Annotated in this window: 13 protein-coding genes; 7 read left to right on the top strand and 6 right to left on the bottom strand. The window is 68.6% G+C overall.

Annotation, left to right across the window (positions count from 1 at the left end; translation table 11 throughout):
• Positions 1-82 precede the first annotated feature (82 nt).
• Together leuS and ACFE6Z_RS03160 are read right to left on the bottom strand one after the other, a co-directional pair.
• Entirely contained in the window at positions 83-2671 is a 2589-nt protein-coding gene (gene leuS / locus ACFE6Z_RS03165) for a leucine--tRNA ligase (protein ID WP_375384223.1), read from the bottom strand.
• A gap of 70 nt (positions 2672-2741) precedes the next feature.
• A complete protein-coding gene (locus ACFE6Z_RS03160; RefSeq protein WP_375384222.1) occupies positions 2742-4052 on the bottom strand; it encodes an anthranilate synthase component I family protein in 1311 nt (436 codons plus the stop codon).
• 43 nt (positions 4053-4095) lie between these two features.
• On the opposite strand from ACFE6Z_RS03160, the gene ACFE6Z_RS03155 reads away from it, so the two are divergent.
• From ACFE6Z_RS03155 to ACFE6Z_RS03145, 3 genes are read left to right on the top strand one after another with little or no spacing between them, the layout of a single operon-like run.
• Positions 4096-4827 carry a DedA family protein gene (locus ACFE6Z_RS03155; RefSeq protein ID WP_375384221.1) on the top strand — a complete coding sequence of 244 codons (732 nt, stop codon included), beginning with the start codon at positions 4096-4098 and terminating at the stop codon, positions 4825-4827.
• Between the two features lie 43 nt (positions 4828-4870).
• Positions 4871-5887, top strand: coding sequence for an App1 family protein (locus tag ACFE6Z_RS03150; protein ID WP_375384643.1), 1017 nt, complete (start codon positions 4871-4873; stop codon positions 5885-5887).
• Between the two features lie 56 nt (positions 5888-5943).
• Positions 5944-6657: an SOS response-associated peptidase gene (locus ACFE6Z_RS03145; RefSeq protein WP_375384220.1), complete on the top strand. Its 714-nt coding sequence runs from the start codon at positions 5944-5946 to the stop codon at positions 6655-6657.
• A gap of 9 nt (positions 6658-6666) precedes the next feature.
• On the opposite strand, the gene ACFE6Z_RS03140 is transcribed toward ACFE6Z_RS03145, so the two are convergent.
• The 3 genes from ACFE6Z_RS03140 to ACFE6Z_RS03130 all read right to left on the bottom strand — a co-directional run bounded on the left by ACFE6Z_RS03140 (position 6667) and on the right by ACFE6Z_RS03130 (position 11471).
• Entirely contained in the window at positions 6667-8346 is a 1680-nt protein-coding gene (locus tag ACFE6Z_RS03140) for an acyl-CoA dehydrogenase family protein (RefSeq protein WP_375384219.1), read from the bottom strand.
• Positions 8343-9437, bottom strand: coding sequence for a putative zinc-binding metallopeptidase (locus ACFE6Z_RS03135; RefSeq protein WP_375384218.1), 1095 nt, complete (start codon positions 9435-9437; stop codon positions 8343-8345). The genes ACFE6Z_RS03140 and ACFE6Z_RS03135 overlap by 4 nt, the downstream gene beginning before the upstream one ends.
• A 99-nt stretch (positions 9438-9536) precedes the next feature.
• The gene (locus ACFE6Z_RS03130) at positions 9537-11471 is read right to left on the bottom strand and encodes an FAD-dependent monooxygenase (protein ID WP_375384217.1); all 1935 of its coding nucleotides are present in this window, start codon (positions 11469-11471) and stop codon (positions 9537-9539) included.
• A gap of 140 nt (positions 11472-11611) precedes the next feature.
• On the opposite strand from ACFE6Z_RS03130, the gene ACFE6Z_RS03125 reads away from it, so the two are divergent.
• Positions 11612-12322 carry an IclR family transcriptional regulator gene (locus ACFE6Z_RS03125; RefSeq protein WP_375384216.1) on the top strand — a complete coding sequence of 237 codons (711 nt, stop codon included), beginning with the start codon at positions 11612-11614 and terminating at the stop codon, positions 12320-12322.
• A 197-nt stretch (positions 12323-12519) separates the two neighbouring features.
• Complete coding sequence (locus ACFE6Z_RS03120) at positions 12520-14172, top strand: thiamine pyrophosphate-binding protein (RefSeq protein ID WP_375384215.1); 1653 nt, start codon at positions 12520-12522, stop codon at positions 14170-14172.
• Positions 14173-14199: 27 nt separating this feature from the next.
• Here the strand turns inward: ACFE6Z_RS03120 and ACFE6Z_RS03115 are convergent, their stop codons facing one another.
• Positions 14200-15582, bottom strand: coding sequence for an MFS transporter (locus tag ACFE6Z_RS03115; RefSeq protein WP_375384214.1), 1383 nt, complete (start codon positions 15580-15582; stop codon positions 14200-14202).
• 105 nt (positions 15583-15687) lie between these two features.
• On the opposite strand from ACFE6Z_RS03115, the gene ACFE6Z_RS03110 reads away from it, so the two are divergent.
• Both ACFE6Z_RS03110 and ACFE6Z_RS03105 read left to right on the top strand, forming a co-directional pair.
• Complete coding sequence (locus tag ACFE6Z_RS03110; RefSeq protein ID WP_375384213.1) at positions 15688-17187, top strand: fumarylacetoacetate hydrolase family protein; 1500 nt, start codon at positions 15688-15690, stop codon at positions 17185-17187.
• The gene (locus tag ACFE6Z_RS03105) at positions 17169-17888 is read left to right on the top strand and encodes a GntR family transcriptional regulator (protein WP_375384212.1); all 720 of its coding nucleotides are present in this window, start codon (positions 17169-17171) and stop codon (positions 17886-17888) included. Before ACFE6Z_RS03110 ends, ACFE6Z_RS03105 begins: the two co-directional genes overlap by 19 nt.
• Positions 17889-17893: the final 5 nt, after the last annotated feature.

The raw sequence follows: 17893 nt of genomic DNA, 5'->3' as shown, positions 1-17893 counted from the left end.
CTAAAGCCGTGCGGACGACACTCCCGCGACCCGCGGCGAGGTCGTGCACGCACGCGCTGAGATGTCGCCTTGGGGAGGAACGCTAGGTCGTGCTGAAACTGACGACCTTCGGCGCTCGAACGACCACCCGGGTGATCTCGCGCCCGGCGAGCGAGCGCACGACGCGCTCGTCCGCGCGAGCGCGACGCTCGAGTTCGGCCGAGTCGATGCGGCCCGACACCTCGAGAGTTGCACGCACCTTTCCGTCGATCTGCACGACCGCGGTGACGGTCTCCTCCACCAGCAGCATCGGGTCGGCCTGACGCCAGGCGACGAGCCCGACGAAGGGCTCGTAGCCGAGGATCTCCCAGAGTTCTTCGGCCGTGTGCGGCGCGAACAGATCGAGCACCATCGTCATGACCTCGGCGGCTTCGCGAACTGCGGGATCAGCGGGTCCTGCGCCGGTGTCGATCGCCTTGCGCGTCGCGTTCACGAGCTCCATCAGGCGGGCCACCACGACGTTGAACTTCGTCTGCTCGACCAGCCCGGGGGCATCGGCGAGCAGCCGGTGCGTGACACGGCGGAGCGCCGGGTCACCCTCCGCCCAGACCACGTCGGGGCTGCTGTCGACGTCTTTGGCCACGCGCCACGCGCGGGCGAGGAACTTCTGCGCACCCGTGGTCGAGACGTCTTCCCAGTTGATGTCGTCTTCGACCGGCCCGGCGAATGCGATCGCGACACGCACAGCATCCGCTCCCGGGTCCACCATGCTGGAGGCGAACTCCACGAGGTTGCCCTTGCTTTTGGACATCTTCGAGCCGTCCAGCAGCACCATGCCCTGATTGATGAGGCTCGAGAACGGCTCGGTGAACTCGATCAGCCCGACGTCAAACAGCACCTTGGTGATGAACCGGGCATACAGCAGGTGCAGGATCGCGTGCTCGACGCCGCCGATGTACGAGTCGACCGGCGCCCACTTATCGGCCTCCCGCGTCGAGAACGCCTCACCCGCGTCACCGGGAGCGAGGAAGCGGAGGAAGTACCACGAGCTGTCGACGAACGTGTCCATCGTGTCGGGGTCGCGCAGCGCCGCCTCGCCGGTCTCGGGGTCGACCGTGGCCATCCACTCGGATGCTCCGCCCAGCGGCGATGTGCCCTTCGGCGTCAGGTCGAGTCCCTGTGCATCGGGCAGGGTCAGCGGCAGCTGGTCGGCGGGCACGGGGACGATGCGCCCGTCCTGCGTGTGGATCATCGGGATCGGGGTGCCCCAGAACCGCTGACGCGAGATCAGCCAGTCTCTCAGCCGGAACGTCTTGGCGGCTCGCCCTGTGCCTGCCGCTTCCAGCTCGTCGATCATGCGGGCGATCGCGGTGCGCTTGGACATGCCGTCCAGCGAGCCCGAGTTGACCATCCGGCCTTCGCCGGTGAGCGCGATTCCGGTGACACCGGGATTCAACGAGTCGAGGGATGCGGCATCCCCACCCGGATCTATCGGCACCCCGTCGTCGTCGAGCTCGATGACCGGGATCGCCCCGGTGATCGAGGCCGTCGTGTCGACGACGACCTTCACAGGCAGATCGAACGCGCGCGCGAAATCGAGGTCGCGCTGGTCGTGCGCGGGCACGGCCATCACCGCGCCGTGACCGTAGTCGGCCAGCACGTAGTCGGCGGCCCAGATCGGCAGCCGCTCGCCGTTGATCGGGTTGATGGCGTACCGCTCCAGGAACACGCCGGTCTTGGGCCGATCGGTGCTCTGCCTGTCGATCTCGGTGATCTTCTGCACGCGCTCGAGGTAGTCCTGGAATCGCACCCGCACGTCGGCGGTCGATCCGGCGACCAGCTCGGCGGCGAGGTCCGAATCGGGTGCGACGACGAAGAACGTCGCACCGTGCAGCGTGTCGGGCCTCGTGGAGAAGACGGTGACCTTCTCGTCGCGTCCCTCGATGGCGAAGTCGATGTCGGCCCCGACCGAGCGGCCGATCCAGTTGCGCTGCATCCGGATGACCTTCTGCGGCCACGAGCCCTCGAGCTGGTTGAGGTCGTCGAGCAGCCGGTCGGCGTAGTCGGTGATCTTGAAGTACCACTGGGTGAGCTTCTTCTTCACGACCTCGGTGCCGCACCGTTCGCAGCGCCCGTCGACGACCTGCTCGTTCGCGAGGACCGTCTGGTCGTGGGGGCACCAGTTGACCGGGCTCTCTTTGCGGTAGGCCAGCCCGCGTTCGTACAGCAGCTGGAAGAGCCACTGGTTCCAGCGGTAGTAGTCCGGGTCGCTCGTGTGCAGCACACGGCTCCAGTCGTACGACGTGCCGAAGTTCTTCAGGCTCGCCTTCTGCTGCGCGATGTTCGCGTACGTCCACTCGCGCGGGTCGGCGCCGCGCTGGATGGCGGCGTTCTCGGCGGGCAGGCCGAACGAGTCCCACCCGATCGGGTTGAGCACGTTGTAGCCGCGGTGGCGCCAGAATCGCGCGACGACATCCACGTAGGCGTAGTTCTCCGCGTGGCCCATGTGCATGTCGCCCGACGGGTACGGGAACATGCCGAGGACGTACTTGCGAGGCCTCTTGTCCTCGTGACCGGCAGCGCGGAACGGGTCGCGCTCTGTCCAGAGCTTCTGCCATTTCTCCTGGATCGCGTAGGCGTCGTAGCCGTTGCTCTCGGAGCTCGGAGCAGCGGGCGGGGAGATCTGCGACACGGAGGGGCCAATCGTGGGATGCCGGGAATGCGCGCGAAAGCGCGTCCTCCAGGTTACCGGACCGCGCGGTTCACCAACCGGGCGGCAGCTCCGCCCCCAGCGCACGGAGCGGACCTCGTGCCTTGATCCCCACCTCAGCGACCTCCGCCGCCGCGTCCGATCCCCACGTTATGCCGCCGCCGGCGCCGACATACGCGCCTCCCGGATGGACCACGATCGAGCGGATGATCATCGCGAGATCGGCCGCGCCGTCGTCGCCGACCCATCCGAAGCACCCCGCGAACACTCCGCGCGGGGCACGCTCGAGCCGGTGCAGGATCGTCATCGCCGAAAGCTTCGGAGCCCCCGTCATGCTTCCCGCGGGGAACGCGGCATCCAGCAGCTCGCCGAGAAGCGTCCCCGGCTGGAGCGTGCCCGACACGGTGCTGACGAGCTGATGGACGGCGGGGTAGCTCTCCACCTCCAGCAGGCGATCGACGGCGATGGAGAAGGGGTCGCAGACGCGCGAGAGGTCGTTGCGCATGAGGTCGACGATCATCACGTTCTCGGCGCGCTCCTTCGGGCTTTCGAGAAGCTCCTCGGCGAGCGCTGCGTCGGTGTCGGCATCCGCCCCGCGGGGGCGCGTGCCCTTGATCGGGTGCGTGCGCACCACACCCCCCTGCACCTCGAGGAATCGCTCGGGGGTCGCGCTCACCAGGGCGACACCCGCACTTCGCACGTACCCGCCGTGATGCGACGCCGTGATCTCGCGCAGTGAGCGGTAGGTCGCCAGCGCGTCGATGTCGCCCGAGACGGAGAAGCGCGTCGTCAGACACAGCTGGTAGGCGTCTCCTTCTCGGATCGCGCTGCGGCACTCCGCGATCAGCCCCGCGTATTCGCCAGGCAAATGCCGCGCGGTGGCGACGCCCCGCTCCGGGGCCGACCGAGTCGAAGCGGGCGCTTCCCCGATCCACTCCGATGCGGCGGCGGCGAAGGCCGCAGCGTCATCGGGCACGGCGAAGGCCCAGACGCGACGGCGCGCATGGTTGAATGCGAGGAAGCGATCGGCGCGGAGCCACAGCGCCTGCGGTGCGCGGGTGTCAGGTGGCCCGGTCGGCGCACCCGCGAGAGCGGCCGCGTCGTCGTAGCCGATCCAGCCCACCCAGCCACCGCGGAACGGGCCGGTGTCGTCTTCCGGGCCTGACGACGCGGTGAGGTCGGTTCCGAGCACCACCTCCGGGTCGGGCTCGGATCTCCCCGACCCCACCCAGCTCCAGCCCGCCGCAGCGCCCGGTCCGGCATCCAGCCAGAAGGCATGCGGATGCTGCGCGAAACCCGCCTCGAACGCCCGATCCGGATCCAGCCAGGCGGGAAGCGCCACAGCGGCCAGCGGAGCGATCACGTTTCCCAGGCTAGATGAGCGGGGCGCGCCTAGGCTCTGGGGTGTGAACGAGTTCCTCACGTGGCTTCTCGACGCCGTGCAGGGCGTCGACCCACTCGTGCGGACGCTCGTGGCGGGGCTCGCGATGACGCTCGAGACCAGCGTGCTCGTCGGCCTCATCGTCCCCGGCGACACGGTGGTCATCGTCGCCGCGACGGCCGTCTCCTCTCCCGTCGAAGGCGTGTTCCTCGGCGTCGCCGTGGTGATCGGCGCGCTCATCGGCGAGAGCATCGGATTCGCGCTCGGCCGGTTCCTCGGCCCGCGGATCCGCCATTCCGCGCTCGGCCGTCGTATCGGCGACGCGAACTGGGAGCGCTCCGAGCGCTACCTGCGCCGGCGCGGCGGGCCGGCGATCTTCCTCTCGCGCTTCCTGCCCGTGCTGCACTCTCTGGTGCCGCTGACGGTGGGGATGAGCGGGTACTCCTACCGGCGATTCCTCGCCTGGACCGCTCCCGCGTGCATCCTCTGGGCGACCCTCTACATCTCGGTCTCCGCCCTCGCGGCGGGCACGTACCGCGATCTGGCGAGCCGGCTGCACTGGGCCGGGTATCTGTTCGTCGGAGTGATCGTCGTCTTCCTGCTGCTCGTCTTCGTCGCCAAGAAGGTCATCGAGCGCGCCGAGCGCAAGCACCTCGTCGATGAGCCGCCTGCTGACGGGCCCGTGCCGCGCGCGTCGGACGCGACCGAGGGCGACCGGCCCGGTCCCGCTGGTGTCTCGACCGACGTGGAAGACTGAGAGCGTGTCTCCCGAATCCTCCGTATCGCCGCGCCCGAAGGTGATGTGGCTCGCCCGCCTGGAATACCGATTCCACTCGTGGCGAGAGCGGCGCGCGCGGGGCCGGGGCCTCACTCCTGCGGTGACGCCGTTCCCCGGCTACGGCGGACCGGGCTGGGTGCGTGTGCTCGGACGCGTGCTGATCGTGCCGCCCGCCCCCCGCACGGGGTCGGGTGAATATGCGAGCGTCCGTGGGTGGCGCAGCTTCGCCGCGGTACCCGTCGGCTACGCCCCGGTCGCGATCACGATCCAGGGCCACGCGCACGACGTCTTCTCGGATCGCGGCGGCGTGATCGACGTCGTACTGCCGTCGGGCCTCGCCTCGGGGTGGCAGACGCTCACCATGACCGTCGAGGGCGGCAAGCCCGTCGAGACCCGCGTGTTCATCGTGGGCGAAGAGGTGCGCTTCGGCATCGTCTCCGACATCGACGACACGGTGATGGTGACCGCACTCCCCCGGCCGCTCGTCGCCGCGTGGAACTCGTTCGTCGTCGACGAGCACGCCCGCCAGCCCGTCCCCGGCATGGCCGTCATGATGGATCGGCTCGTACGCGACAACCCGGGCGCGCCGCTCATCTACCTGTCCACCGGGGCGTGGAATGTCGCCCCGACCCTCCTGCGGTTCCTCGGCCGCCACGTCTTCCCGCCCGGGGCGCTTCTGCTCACCGACTGGGGGCCGACGCACGATCGCTGGTTCCGCAGCGGCAAAGAGCACAAGAGCACGAATCTGCAGCGCCTGGCGAAGGAGTTCCCGCACGTGCGGTGGCTTCTCGTGGGCGACGACGGACAGCATGACGACGACATCTACACGACGTTCACCCGCGAGCATCCCGACAGTGTCGTGGCCGTCGCGATCCGCCGCTTGTCTCCGGCGGAAGCGGTGCTCGCGGGAGGCCGGACCGTCGTCGACGACCACAGCGCCGCGGGCGTTCCATGGGTGACGGAGTCCGACGGCGCGGGTCTGCTGGAGCGCTTGGAAGAGGTCGGCGTCATCAACCGCGGGCCCGGCCCCGCGGGCTGAGCCCGGTCGCTGCGGTGTCGGCCGTTGTGTCGGTGGCACCGCGTACGCTGGCGTGCATGTGCGGTCGATTCGTGGTGGCGAGTGCAGGGTCGGAGCTGGTCGGCGTGCTGCGGGTCGATGTCGAGGGCGATGATCTGCCCGCCCCGTCCTACAACGTCTCACCCACTGATCGGGTCGCCGTCGTGCTCGATTCGGCCAAGACCGAGCTGCCGACACGGCGTCTCGAATCGGCGCGGTGGGGGCTAATCCCGGGGTGGGCGAAAGATCCCAAGATCGGCGCAAGGGCCTTCAACGCGAGGTCGGAAGAGCTCGAAGACAAGCCCATGTTCCGCACCGCGCTCGAGAAGCGTCGTGCCGTGGTGCCCACGACCGGCTACTACGAGTGGAAGACCGTCGACGGCGAGAAGACACCGCACTACATCCACCCGGCCGACGGTTCGCCGCTGCTGATGGCGGGGCTCTACGAATGGTGGAAGAACCCGGCGCTGCCCGACGACGATCCGGCCAGGTGGGTGCTGAGCTTCACGATCCTCACGCGCGACTCGATCGGCCATCTCGGTTCGATCCACGACCGGATGCCGCTGTTCCTCGACGCCGACTACGCCGATGCGTGGCTCGACCCGACCGTAGACAACGTGCGCGACGTGCTGGATGCTGCGATCGATGCCGCACCGGCTCTGGCTGACACCCTCGACGACCACGTCGTAGGCAAGGCCGTCGGCAACGTGCGCAACAACGGCCCCGAACTCATCGAGCCAGTCGACGGCTGAGCGTCGCGCTCAGTGCCGCGCCACGATGGCCGCAGCATCCGTCCCGCGCGGCAGTACCCCGTATTGCGCACCTCGGTCATCGCCCACCCGCGCCGCGATGAAGGTCTCGGCGTCGAGCGACGGCGCGTGGCGGAGCATGAGCGATGCCTGGAAGGCCAGCGCGAGCGCCTCGCTGAGGCGGCGGGCGTCGCGCTGCGCCTCGGCCGGTTCGGCACCCGAGAGCTCATCGAGCAGCCGGAGCGCACGCTCCACATGCCTGTCCAGCAGCGGCGAGGCGCCCGCGGTCGACTCGAGCTCGTTCGCGAACGCCAGGGTCGAGTCGTTGTCGCGGGTGAGCGCGCGCAGCACGTCCAGCGCGATGACATTGCCCGACCCCTCCCAGATCGCCATGACCGGCTGCTCGCGATAGCGACGCGCGAGCGGGAACGTCTCGGTGTAGCCGTTTCCTCCGAGGCACTCGAGGGCCTCGTAGGCGTGATGGGGGCCGCGTTTGCTCACCCAGTACTTCGACACGGGCGTCGCAAGGCGCCGCAGCGCCACATCGCGGTCGGCGGCGTCCGACTCGAACAGCTGCGCGAGGCGGAGCCCGGTGAGCATCGCCGCCTCGGCCTCCAGCGCGAGGTCGGCGAGAACGGCGGTCATGGCCGGCTGGTCGACGAGCTTCGCACCGAAGGCCTCCCGGCCGCGGGCATGCCACACCGCCTCTGCGACGGCCTGGCGCATCCCGGCGGCCGAACCCAGCACACAGTCCAGGCGCGTGCGCTGCACCATTTCGATGATCGCCGACACTCCGCGGCCCGGCTCGCCCACCAGCATCCCGACGGTGCCGTCGAACTCGACTTCCGCCGATGCGTTCGAGCGGTTGCCGAGCTTGTCCTTGAGCTTCTGGATGCGGAAGACGTTGCGCATCCCGCGCGGGAGCAGGCGCGGCACGAAGAGGCACGAGAGCCCCTCTTCTTTGTTGCCTCTGCGCGTATGGGCGAGCACGAGGAAACCGTCCGACATCGGCGCCGAGCAGAACCACTTGTAGCCGGTGAGCTGGTACGAGTGCCCGCCCATGTGGATGCCGGTCGTCGTGTTCGCCCTGACGTCAGAGCCGCCCTGCTTCTCGGTCATCGCCATGCCGATCAGAGCGCTCGACTTCTGCTCGTTCGGCAGCAGCCGCGGTTCGTACCCGCGTGAGTACAGCCGCGGCAGCCACTCGTCGGCGACCCAGGGCGAGTCTTTGATCGAGGCCACCGCGGCGTGCGTCATCGATACAGGGCAGGCGTGCCCGGGCTCGACCTGCGCGAACAGCATGAACATCGCTGCGCGGGCGACGGATGCTCCGGGCTGGGGGTCCGCCCACGCCGAGGTGTGCGCGCCGCGGGCGATCGCCGCCGAGATCACCCGGTGGTACGAGGGGTCGTACTCCACCTCGTCGAGCCGGTATCCCCAGCGGTCGTGCGGATACGCGACGGGGCTGTGGACGTTCGCGAGGTGGGCGTCCTGCTGGAAGGACGTCGACCCCACCAGCGTCCCGGCTTCGCGAAGCCCGGCATCCGCCCACGCTGCTCCCATGTGCTGCACCGCGTCCACGAGCGGCACATTGAGCGAGTACTCGTCGATCTCGGTGCGGAACGGCGGCTGGTTCAGCACGTAGTGCGACGAGGCCCCGATCACGCGCTGCCCGCGCGAGAACGAGGTCACGTGGATTCTTCCTCGACCATCGGCGCCGCCCAGGCGACAGCCGTCTGCTGCTCGCGGGTCAGCGGTGCGCGCGTCACGAGATCGTGGATGAATCCGAGCTTGCGTTTCACCGGGGCGACGAGGTCGAACGGATACAGGTCGCCAAAGCCCATCGAGCGATTGATGCGGTTGAACGCCTCCGACATCCATTCCCAGTCCGACATCAAGAGGTTCACCGGCTCATTCCCGTAGCTCTCGAGCGGGATCACATCGGTGTCGCGCAGGTTGGTCGCGCTCGCGTCGAGATGGATGCCGATGGAGGCGGCGGTGGCCAACGTGCCGGTGATGTGGAGATAGTGCGCGAAGCTCTCCGCGAAGTCCTCCCACGGGTGCATCGTGGCGTATTCCGAGATGAACGTCTCCCGCCAGTCCGAGGGGGCACCGTTCGCGTAGTGCCGCTTCAACGCATCTTGATAGCTCGCCCTCTCGTCGCCGAAGATGGCGCGGCACCGACGCCACGTCTCATCGTCGGTGATCAGCACGTTCTGGTAGTAGTGGCCGACCTCGTGCCGCAGATGACCGAGCATCGTGCGATACGGCTCACCGAGCCGCACGCGCAGGGCCTCTCGACGATCGTCGAGGCTTTCGGCCAGGTCGAGGGTGATGATCCCGTTCGAATGGCCGATCATCACGCGCTGCCCCGACGAGAGGCTCGACAGAAGGTCGAAGCCGAGGCCGCCGGGCTTGGTGTACCAGGGCGAGATGGGCAGGCCGAGATCTCCGAGTTGGAGGATCAGCCTGCGCTTGGCCTGCTCGGTCTTGGCGAGCTTCTCCATCGCGATCGTGTCGTCGGCGTCGGGCTGACGGCGCGTGAGCCGGCACGACAGGCACTTGCCGTTGGGCGCATCTTCGCGGACGAGCCAGTTGCACTCCCAGCCCCGGTTCGAGCAGGCGTACCAGGTCGTGTCGTCGATCTGCACCTGGCCCCGACGCAGGCCGTAGAACTGGCGGCTGACCAAGTTGAAGGCGACCTCGGCCTCGCAGTTGGGGCAGGTCAGCATGTCGAGATAAAGGAAATGCCGGCAGTACGGGCACCGTGGAGCGGAGTTCACGTCTTCACCGTAACGGCCAACGCTGTACGGGATGCCGGTTTCCGGCGCCCGGTCGTGTCGCCGGGGTATTCGGTGCCCCGGTTGCGAAAGCGAGCCGGGTCAGATCACGGCGGCGGCGACCCGCGCCGGACGCAGGCACCGGTCGAAGAAGTCGGCCAGCTCCTCCCTCGCAGACAAGGGCAGCACGGCCGCGACGTACTGGTCTGGACGCACCACGACCACGACTCCGTCACGGGACAGATCGCGCTCCGCGAAGATGTCGGCGCTCGTCCACGCGCTCGGCCCCGCAGCGTAGACCTTCTCCCAGTCGGTCAGACCGAACGGGCCGGTCCGAGGTCGGAAGAGTCCGGGCACACGCGAGATGTCGACGTCGTCGAAGCGCTGCTGGTAGATCGCTTTCACATCGAACACCGCATCGACGTCCAGCGCGGCAGGGGTGTGCCGATCGATCGGAGAATCCGGTGCGCCCAGCCATTCGGCCCACGCCGCCAGCGCCGACGACTCTCCCGCCGACGGCGCGTCGCCGAAGGCGTAGATGCGCCAGCGTCCGTCGGCCTTCGCGTGATGACCCAGGTGCACGACGTTGCCATCGGCTACGCGCACCACCTCGACCGACTTGAACCGTTTGCCGATCGGGAAGCCCGGTGCGAGGTGCTGGTGCGACTCGTCGCCGATGAGGATCGACGCACCGTACTGCGTCATGAATCCGGAGGGGAACTCCGCTGTCGCCAGGTAGTAGGTGGCGAGATCCTGCGGGTCTGAGATCTCTTCGGGCTTTCGCGCCATGAGGGACGACCACTCGCGGTCGAAATCGATCAGCTGCTGTGCGACCGGCTGCCTTTCGGCGGAGTAGGTGGCGAGCAGGTCCTCGGGGGCCAGGCCGGTCAACACGTGACCGAGCTTCCACCCGAGATTGAAGCCGTCCTGCATCGAGACGTTCATTCCCTGGCCGGCCTTCGCGCTGTGCGTGTGGCAGGCGTCGCCGGCCAGGAACACCCGCGGGGCTCGATCCTCCCCCACCGGCACGTCATCGAACTTGTCTGTCACCCGGTGGCCCACTTCGTACACGCTGTGCCAGGCGACCTGCTTCACGTCGATCGAGTAGGGGTGCAGGATGTCGTTCGCCTTGGCGATGATGTCCTCGACCGGCGTCTGACGGACGTGATGATTGTCGTCCTGGGCGACTTCGCCGAGGTCGATGTACATGCGGCTGAGATAGCCGCCCTCGCGCGGAATATGCAGGATGTTGCCCGCCGTGGAATTGATCGCGCACTTCGTACGCCAATCCGGGAAATCGGTGTTCACGAGCACATCCATGACCCCCCACGCATGCGCCGCTGCGCCACCGAGGTGCTTGCGGCCGATCGCCTCGCGCACGCCGCTTCGCGCGCCGTCGGCGCCCACGACGTACTTCGCCCGAATCGTGCGCTCTTCGCCCCCGGTCGCCGAGCCCCCTCTCCCGGTCCCTGAGCCCGTCGAAGGGCGCACACGCACCTCTACGGGGAATTCGCCCTCCTCGTGCACGGTGAGGCCGACGAACTCGACGCCGTAATCGGGAACGATGCGGCCGGCCCCGTGCGCCGCCGCTTCGGCGAAATAATCGAGCACGCGGGCTTGGTTGACGATGAGATGCGGGAACTCGCTGATCTTGAGGGCGTAGTCCTCGGTGCGCGCTGTGCGCACGATGTTGCGGGGGTTCTCGGGATCAGGCCCCCAGAAGTTCATGTAGGCGATGTTGTACGCCTCCGCGACGATGCGCTCGGCGAATCCGAATGCCTGGAACGTCTCGACGCTGCGCGGCTGGATGCCGTCGGCTTGGCCGAGCACGAGCCGGCCTTCCCGACGCTCGATGATGCGCGTCGTGACGTCCGGGAACTGCGACATCTGTGCCGAGAGCAGCATCCCGGCGGGACCTGAGCCGACGATCAGCACATCCATCTCGTCGGGGAGCTCAGCGATTCGATCGACACCGCGTCCCTCGGCGTCGAGCACGCGGGGGTCTCCCGAGACGTATCCGTGGTGGTGGAACTGCATGGAGTCCTCCTCGTACTTCGATGTAGAGGTCGATCGGCGATACTTGCGGCGAACCGGATTGTGTTCTATATTCGAACACGCAGTTCTCATTACGAACAAATCGTATACGGTCGCAGGTCACGAGGCAAGGGAGACGTGCGATGAACACGGATGCCGCAGGCTCGCCCGCCTCGCAGACCCTCAGTCGCGGCATCCGGATCCTGGAGATCCTCGCCGACGCGCGCGAGCCGCTCTCGATCGACGACATCGCCCGGCGCCTCGCTGTGCATCGATCGGTCGCCTACCGGCTGCTGCGAACACTGGAAGACCACGGCCTGCTCACTCGCGACTCGCTCGGCCGAGTGCAGCTCGGAGCACGGATGGCCGCGCTCGCCGCCGGTGTCGCGCACGATCTGCAGGCCGAGGCCCTGCCCGAACTCACGAATGTCGCCAACGAACTCGGGACCACGTGCTTCCTCGTCGTCCTCGATCACGACGAGTGCGTCACCCTGGTCAGCGTCGAGCCGCGCCACGCGATCGCGTCGGTCGCCCAACGGCCCGGCACGCGGCATCCGGTGACCGTCGGCGCCCCCGGCAAGGCGATCCTGTCGGCTCTCCCCCCGGGCGAGTGGCCCCCGGATGCCTCCGCGCGACTCCGTGACGAGGTGAGGGATGCTGCGGCCCGCGGCTTCGCGACGAGCCATGACGAAGTCATCCCGAGCTTGAGATCCGTGTCGGTTCCGCTCGTCGTGCGGGGACGGCGCCCGGCGGCGATCGCAGTGGTGTACGTCGCGAGCGCACACGAACCGGCGCAGATCGCGGAACGACTGCGCCGATCGGCGGACGTGATCCGCGAGGCGCTCGGAGGCTGAGGCAGCGGGCGACCGGTGACTCACGGTCCTTCGCTGCGACCGCGGGGCTGGCAGCGCCGCCCCCCACCCGGCTACGCTCGAGACGTCCGGCCCGAAGGCGCCGGTGCTCGAAAAAGGGGCACGCAGCCGCGGCATCAGATCGCCGCCCGCGAGACACACACGGAACCCACCGTCCCGTCTCAAAATGCTGGAGCATCATGCCCACCGTGTCTGCACACGTCGCCGCCGCCCTCGCCCGCCACATCGACCACGTCTTCGGGGTGATGGGCAACGGCAACGCCTATTTCCTCGACGCACTCGAGCGCTCGACCACCGTCGCCTTCACCGCCGTGCGGCACGAGGCGGGCGGCGTGGTGGCCGCTGACGCCTACCATCGAGCCGGGAGCGGACTCGCCGCGGCGACCGCCACCTACGGCGCCGGTTTCACGAACACGCTGACCGCGCTGGCCGAGGCTGTGCAGGCGCATGTCCCGCTGGTGCTCGTGGTCGGCGATGAGCCCACGTCCGGCCGCCGCCCGTGGGGGGTCGACCAGATCGCGCTCGCCTCCGCCGTGGGCGCCCGCACCTACACCGTGGGCAGAGCGGATGCTGCCGCCACGACGGTCATCGCGATCGAGCACGCTCTGACCTACCGGGTGCCCACGGTGCTCGCCATCCCGTACGACGTCGGGGCGCTCGAGGCGGGAGAGATGGGCGAAGTGCCTGAGCCGCGCGTTCCTGAGCCGGTCGCGCCGCGCGGAGCCTTCGCCGAGCAGTCGATCCGAGATGTCGCCGCAGCGCTCGCCGGGGCGCAGCGCCCGCTGCTGCTGGCCGGTCGCGGTGCCTGGATCGCCGGCGCCGGCGACGCTCTGGGAGTACTCGCCGACGCGACGGGCGCCATCACCGCCTCCACCGCCCTCGGTCGCGGGATCTTCCCCCGCGCCGAGTACGACCTCGGGGTCGCCGGAGGGTTCGGGGCCGAGGCCGCGATGGAGCTGATCGCGACAGCCGACGTGGCGGTGGTGTTCGGAGCGTCGCTCAATCAGTTCACGATGCGGTTCGACGCGCTGTTCGCCCCCGGCACCCGCGTGTTCCAGGTCGACTTGGCCGCCGCCGCGACACACACGCACGTCGGCGGCTACATCCACGGGGATGCCGCGCTCGTCGCGTGTGCGGTCTCGCAGGAGCTCGCCGCGACACGGGCAGCCCCGAGTGGCTGGCGCGAGAGTGTGGCCTTCGCGACTCTGGGCGAGTACGAGCCCGGCGATGCCCTCGCGCCGGACGGCCGACTCGACCCGCGCTCGGCGGCGGCGCGAATCGGCGAGCTGCTGCCGAAGGACCGGGTCGTCGTGAGCGACGGCGGCCACTTCCTCGGGTGGGCGAACATGTACTGGTCCGTCGCGTCGCCGGACCGCATGATGATGGTGGGCACGGCGTTCCAGTCGATCGGACTCGGATTCCCGAGTGTTCCCGGAGCCGCGCTCGCCAAGCCCGACGCCACGATCGTGCTGTCCACCGGAGACGGCGGCGGCCTCATGGCGCTGGCCGACCTGGAGTCGGCCGTGCGCGTCGCTCGAGGCCGAGGCCTCGCCGTCGTGTGGAACGACGCCGCGTACGGCGCGGAGATCAACCTGTACGGACTCAAGGGGCTTGCCCGGGCTCCGATGCTCATCCCCGAGGTCGACTTCGCCGCCCTCGCTCGCGGCTTCGGTGCCGAAGGGGTGGTCGTTCGCACTCTCGGCGATCTGGATCGCCTGGCCGAGTGGGCCGACACTCCAGCATCCGATCGCCCGTTCCTGTTGCTCGATCTCCGCATCTCGGGTGCGGTTATCGCGCCCTACCAGCAGAAGATCATCCGGGTGAACTCCTGAGTCGCCCGGGCGCTCCGAGACAGTCGGTCAGGCTTTGGACAGTCCGTAGATCGGGCTGACCGTCTGCTCCACCTCGGAATCCGGACCGAGCGGGATGCCGGAGCGATCGCGGAGGACGAGCGTGGCGACCAGACCGACCACCGTCATCCCCGCAAGGTACAGGGTCACCGAGATCGTGCTTCCGGTGGCGGCGACCAGCGCGGCGGCGATCGTGGGCGCGAACGCGCCACCCAGGATCGCGCCGATCGCGTAGGAGATCGAAACGCCCGAGAAGCGGATGGATGCGGGGAACAGCTCCGCGTACAGCGCGGCCTGAGGCCCGTAGGTGAACCCGAGCCCGAGTGTCAGGAACGCGAGAGCGAGGAACAGCAGCCCGATATTGCCCGTGTTCACGAGCGGGAACAGGGTGAAGACGCCCACCAGCTGCAGGACCCAGCCGATGATGTACGTCGTGCGGCGGCCGATGCGGTCGGAGATCCAGCCGGCGAAGAAGGTCGAGAGCAGCCAGACGAGAGCGGATCCGGCCACGGCCCACAGCACGGGCTCGCGGCCCAGGGCGATCGGACCGTCCGGGTTGGTCGAGTAGTTCTGGATGTAGCCGCCGGTCGTCATGTAGCCCACCGCGTTGTTGCCGGCGAAGACCAGCGCGGCGATCAGCACGAGCAGCGCGTGCTTGCGGAACAGCTGCACGATCGGCATCCGCGTCACTTCTTTGCGTTCGGCCAGCTCCGTGAAGACGGGGCTCTCTTCGACGCGGCGACGTACGTAGTAGCCGACGACGATGAGCACCACCGAGAGCAGGAACGGCACGCGCCAGCCCCACGCGAGGAAGGCGGCTCCCGGCGCGATGACTGCCATGAGCGCCATGATTCCGGAGGCCAGGAGCAGGCCGAGCGGCACGCCGATCTGGGGCGCTGCCCCGAACAGTCCGCGCTTGGTCTTGGGCGCGTGTTCGACGGCCATCAGCACGGCACCGCCCCACTCGCCGCCGGCCGAGACGCCTTGGAGCACACGGAGGAGGATCAGCAGCACCGGGGCCCACGCGCCGATGGCGTCGTAAGTCGGCAGCAGACCGATGAGCGCTGTGGCGGCGCCCATCAGGATGAGCGTCAGCATCAGAACGACCTTGCGGCCGTACTTGTCGCCGAAGTGCCCGGCGAGGAAGGCGCCGAGCGGGCGGAAGAGGAAGCTGATCCCGACGGTCAGGAACGCGAGGATCTGGCCGAACTCTTCGCCCGCGGGGGCGAAGAAGAGCTGACCGAACACGAGAGCGACTGCCGTGGCGTAGATGAAGAAGTCGTACCACTCGACCGTCGTGCCGATGACCGTCGCGAATACGACGCGGCGACGGTCGGTCGAGGTCGCGATCGTACCGGTGGGCGTGAATCCTTGCGGCGTCGGTGCGGACATGAATGACTCCAATGTCATGACGTTCTGTCGGCAGATCCTCACAATGGGCTTGCCGTGGATATCTAGATCATATACGATTTCGCATACAAAGCAATGGAGAGGCTCATGACCCCTACGAAGCATGCCGATGGCGGCCGATTCGGAGCCCTCCCCGCGCGCCCGGGAAAGATCATCGCGGTCCACCTCAGCTACGCCTCGCGGGCTGATCAGCGTGGTCGTCGTCCCGACGCACCCTCCTACTTCTTCAAGCCGTCCAGCTCGGTCGCGGCATCCGGCGGCACGATCGAGCGCCCCGCCGGCACCGAATTACTCGCCTTCGAGGGTGAAGTCGCTCTGGTGATCGGTACTCCCGCACGACGGGTCACCCTCGAAGCCGCGTGGCGCCACGTGGCGTGGGTCACGGCATCCAATGACTTCGGTCTCTACGACCTGCGCGCGGTTGACAAGGGATCAAACGTGCGCTCGAAAGGCGGCGACGGATTCACGCCCATCGGGCCGGCACTGATCGACGCGCGCGAGATCGACCCGGGCGACCTGCGGCTGCGCACCTGGGTCAACGGCGACGTGGCGCAGGACGACACCACCGAGGGGCTCCTCTTCCCCGTCCCGCAACTGATCGCCGACCTGTCGCAGCACTTCACGCTCGAAGTCGGCGATGTGATCCTCACCGGCACGCCCGCGGGGTCTTCCGTCGTCGTGCCCGGAGACGTGGTCGAGGTCGAGGTCGATGCACCTCGACGGGGCCTGAGTTCGGGGCGCCTGGTCACCACCGTCATTGAGGGCGACGCATCTTTCGACACCACGCTGGGGTCGCTTCCGGCCGTCGACGATACGCAGCGCGCCGAAGCGTGGGGGTCACGCGCGGCCGCGGGGCTCGCGCCGGCACCCGCGGGGCTCGCGCCGGCAGCCGCGCTCTCCCCCGCCCTGCGCGAGAAGCTGCTGCGCGTGCCGGTTGCGGGGCTCTCCGCGCAGCTGCGCAAGCGCGGCCTCAGCAACGTCACCATCGACGGCGTCCGACCGCTGCGCTCGGGCACCAAACTGGTCGGTACAGCGAAGACCCTGCGATTCGTCCCGGGTCGTGAAGACCTCTTCGCCTCTCACGGCGGCGGCTACAACGCACAGAAGCGCGCTTTCGACGCGGTCGCACAGGGCGAGATCATCGTGATCGAGGCGCGCGGCGAGACCGGATCGGGCACGCTGGGCGACATCCTCGCGCTGCGCGCCAAGGCTCGCGGTGCCGCCGGCATCATCACCGACGGCGGCGTCCGCGACGTCGACGCGGTCACCGCGGTCGGCATTCCCGTGTACTCGGCGGGCGCTCATCCCGCGGTGCTCGGTCGCAGGCACGTCCCGTGGGATGTCGATGTCACCATCGCCTGCGGCGGCACCACCGTGCAGCCCGGCGACATCCTCGTCGGCGACAGCGACGGAGTGATCGTGCTGCCACCCGCACTGGCGGAGGAAGTCGCGGACGCAGCGCTCGCGCAGGAGGACGAGGATGCCTGGGTCGCCGACCAGATCACCGCCGGTCACCCCGTCGAGGGCCTCTTCCCGATGAACGCCGAGTGGAAAGCGAGGTACGACGCATGGCGCCAGACGAAGTGACCAGCGTTCGACGAGCTCAGGGAGCGGATGTCTCGCAGAGCAAGTCGCAGCAGGCCTATCACTGGATCAAGGGGCGGATCGCCAACCAGGACTTCACGCCCGGGTATCGGCTGGTGCTCGGCTCGATCGCCGCCGACCTGCACATGAGCGTCGTTCCGGTGCGCGAGGCGATCCGCCAGCTCGAAGCCGAGGGACTGGTGACGTTCGAGCGCAACGTCGGCGCGCATGTCTCGATGGTCGACGACTCGCAGTACCGGTCGAGTATGCAGGCGCTCAGCATCCTAGAAGGTGCCGCAACCGCGCTCGCGGCGCGGCGCCTGAGCGCCGACGACCTCGCCCGTGCGCGTGCCGTGAACGACCTCATGGTCCAAACCCTCGGCCACTTCGACCCGCGCTCGTTCACCGCGCTGAACCAGCAGTTCCACGCCATCCTCTTCGCGGAATGCGCAAACCTGCGTCTGCTCGACCTCGTGCGCGCCGAATGGGCCCGCCTCGGTCACCTGCGCGATTCGACGTTCAGCTTCGTGCCCGGGCGCGCCGCGGAATCGGTGCGCGAGCACGAGCGCATCCTGCAGCTCATCGAAGCGAGCGCGCCGCTCGACGAGATCGAGACCGCCGCGCGCCGCCACCGATCGGCAACCCTCGACGCCTATCTGATCCACGAACATCCCGATGAGGCCCTCGGCCTCGCCGCCCTCTGAGAATC

This window comes from uncultured Microbacterium sp. (assembly GCF_964244775.1).
In the GTDB taxonomy this organism is placed as follows: Bacteria; Actinomycetota; Actinomycetes; order Actinomycetales; family Microbacteriaceae; genus Microbacterium.
This window is presented reverse-complemented; position numbering and strand designations above follow the sequence as displayed.

Bases quoted from the DNA above. Each gene is read 5' to 3' on its own strand.
- ACFE6Z_RS03115 (WP_375384214.1), bottom strand. From the start codon at position 15,582: ATGTCCGCACCGACGCCGCAAGGATTCACGCCCACCGGTACGATCGCG.
- ACFE6Z_RS03120 (WP_375384215.1), top strand. From the start codon at position 12,520: ATGCCCACCGTGTCTGCACACGTCGCCGCCGCCCTCGCCCGCCACATC.
- ACFE6Z_RS03110 (WP_375384213.1), top strand. From the start codon at position 15,688: ATGACCCCTACGAAGCATGCCGATGGCGGCCGATTCGGAGCCCTCCCC.
- ACFE6Z_RS03125 (WP_375384216.1), top strand. From the start codon at position 11,612: ATGAACACGGATGCCGCAGGCTCGCCCGCCTCGCAGACCCTCAGTCGC.
- ACFE6Z_RS03105 (WP_375384212.1), top strand. From the start codon at position 17,169: ATGGCGCCAGACGAAGTGACCAGCGTTCGACGAGCTCAGGGAGCGGAT.
- ACFE6Z_RS03145 (WP_375384220.1), top strand. From the start codon at position 5,944: ATGTGCGGTCGATTCGTGGTGGCGAGTGCAGGGTCGGAGCTGGTCGGC.
- ACFE6Z_RS03150 (WP_375384643.1), top strand. From the start codon at position 4,871: ATGTGGCTCGCCCGCCTGGAATACCGATTCCACTCGTGGCGAGAGCGG.
- ACFE6Z_RS03130 (WP_375384217.1), bottom strand. From the start codon at position 11,471: ATGCAGTTCCACCACCACGGATACGTCTCGGGAGACCCCCGCGTGCTC.